Raw genomic sequence first — 2067 nt, 5'->3', positions numbered from 1 at the left:
CTGGCGGGAGGCGTTCCGACTCCCGTCGATGGACCGCGAGGCGGTGGCCCGCGAGATGGATCGGACCATCGAGGGCGTCGAGCATCTCGATGCGGCGCTCGCCGGGGGCCGCGGCGTGATCGTGGCCCTCCCGCACTCGGCCAACTGGGATCTCGGCGGGACCTGGCTGGCCCGCCGGTACGGCACCTTCGCGACGGTCGCGGAGAGGTTGGAGCCGGAATCGCTGTACCAGCGTTTCCTGGCGTACCGGGAGAGCCTGGGCTTCACCATCTATCCGCACACCGGTGGCCCGACGCCTCCGTTCGAGGCGCTGCGCGAGTTCCTCGCCGGGGGCGGGATCGTGTGCCTGCCCGGCGAGCGCGACCTGCGGCACACCGGCGTCCCCGTCACCTTCTTCGGTGAGACCACCCGCATGCCCGCCGGGGCCGCGAGGCTCGCGGTCGAGACCGGGGCCCCGCTCCTTGTGGCGCAGTTCTGGTACCCCGACGAGGAGACGATGCGCGTGCGGATCACCCCGCCCGTGGACGTCTCCGGGGGCGTCGAGGCGGGCGTCCAGGCGATGGCCGACCTGTTCGCCGAGGGGATAGCCCGTCACCCGGCGGACTGGCACATGCTCCAACCCCTCTGGCTGGCCGACCTGTCCGCCGACCGCCGCGCACGGATCGAGGGTTGATCGACCCGTGCGCATCGGCATGATCTGTCCCTACTCCTTCGATGCGCCGGGGGGCGTCCAGGCGCACGTGGTGGACCTGACCGAGGAGCTGCGTCGGCGCGGCCACACGGTCCGGGTACTCGCTCCCGGTCGCGCCGAGAACGCCCCAGTGTCCGGGATGACGCTGACCGGCCCGGGGGTGCCGATCCCGTACAACGGGTCCGTGGCCCGGTTGAGCTTCGGCCCGGCGGCCTGGCGCGCGACCCGTCACTGGCTGCGTGACGAACCGCTCGACGTCTTGCACATCCACGAGCCCAACGCGCCCGGGGTGGGGATGTTCGCCCTGGCCATGTCCTCCGGGCCCATCACGGCGACCTTCCACACCTCGACCACGAAATCGATGATCCTCGGTGCGGCAGACGGGGCCCTCGCGCCACTGCTGGAGAAGATCCGCGGTCGGATCGCGGTCTCGACCCTGGCCCGGCGGTGGCAGATGGAGGCCCTGGGGTCAGGCGCGGTGGAGATCCCCAACGGGGTCGACGTGTCGGCCTTCCGCGGGGTCGACGCCTCCGCCGAGTACAGCGACTCACCCACGGTGGCCTTTCTCGGACGCTACGACGAACCGCGCAAGGGTATGGACGTGCTCGTCTCCGCGCTCCCGGACGTGCTGCGGGCCGTGCCCGGCCTCCGGTTGCGGATCATGGGTGACGGCGACGAACGGGCCCTGCGCGCCCGGTTGCCGTCAGTCCTCGATGTGGAGTTCCTCGGCCGGGTCGACGACACCCGCAAGGCCGCGGTACTCGCGGCGGCGGACGTCTACTGCGCCCCCAACACCGGCGGCGAGAGCTTCGGGATCGTCCTGGTGGAGGCCATGGCCGCCGGGACCGCCGTGGTGGCCTCGGACCTCGACGCGTTCCGCCGTGTCCTGAGCGACGGGGAGTGCGGAGAACTCGCCCCCGTCGGGGATCCCGACGCCCTGGCCCGCGCCCTCATCCGTGTCCTCGGCGACTCCTCGCACCGCGCCGATCTGTGCGCCCGCGCGTCGGAGGCCGTCCGGGAGTTCGACTGGCCGGTCGTGGCCGAGCGCGTGATCCGCGTGTACGAGACCGTCCGCGCCCCCGGGGAGACGCTTCATGTCCGCTGAGGTCGTCCTCGTCGTCGTCGTACTGGCCCTCCTGCTGATCGCCGCCCTGATCACCGCCTACGTCACCGCCCATCGTCTCGACCGGCTGCACATCCGGACGGATCTCGCCCGGGCGGCCCTGATCGGCGCGCTGGAGCGCCGCCACACGGTGACCGCGGCGATCATCGCCGAACTGGGGGGCAGGGACCCCGTGGCGGCCCAGCGTCTGTCGCACGCCCTCGTGCGGGCTCGGGCCCACCCCTCGGACACCGTCACCGGGACCGACCCCCGT

2 protein-coding genes and 1 pseudogene are annotated in these 2067 nt (G+C 72.5%); all 3 read left to right on the top strand.

The window, feature by feature from the left end:
• Positions 1-673, top strand: a 673-nt coding sequence (locus tag G6019_RS09450; protein ID WP_241725968.1) for a phosphatidylinositol mannoside acyltransferase, incomplete at its 5' end; no start/stop codon positions are given.
• A 7-nt stretch (positions 674-680) separates the two neighbouring features.
• Positions 681-1796, top strand: a complete 1116-nt coding sequence (locus G6019_RS09445; protein WP_107756556.1) for a glycosyltransferase family 4 protein — start codon at positions 681-683, stop codon at positions 1794-1796.
• Positions 1786-2067: pseudogene (locus G6019_RS09440) on the top strand (NUDIX hydrolase); the annotation flags it as partial. The gene G6019_RS09445 and the pseudogene G6019_RS09440, both read left to right, overlap by 11 nt.

The sequence above is a fragment of the Dietzia sp. DQ12-76 genome, from assembly GCF_014145045.1.
In the GTDB taxonomy this organism is placed as follows: domain Bacteria; phylum Actinomycetota; class Actinomycetes; order Mycobacteriales; family Mycobacteriaceae; genus Dietzia.
Note: the sequence above shows the minus strand (reverse complement) of the source record. Positions and strands in the feature narration are given on the sequence as shown.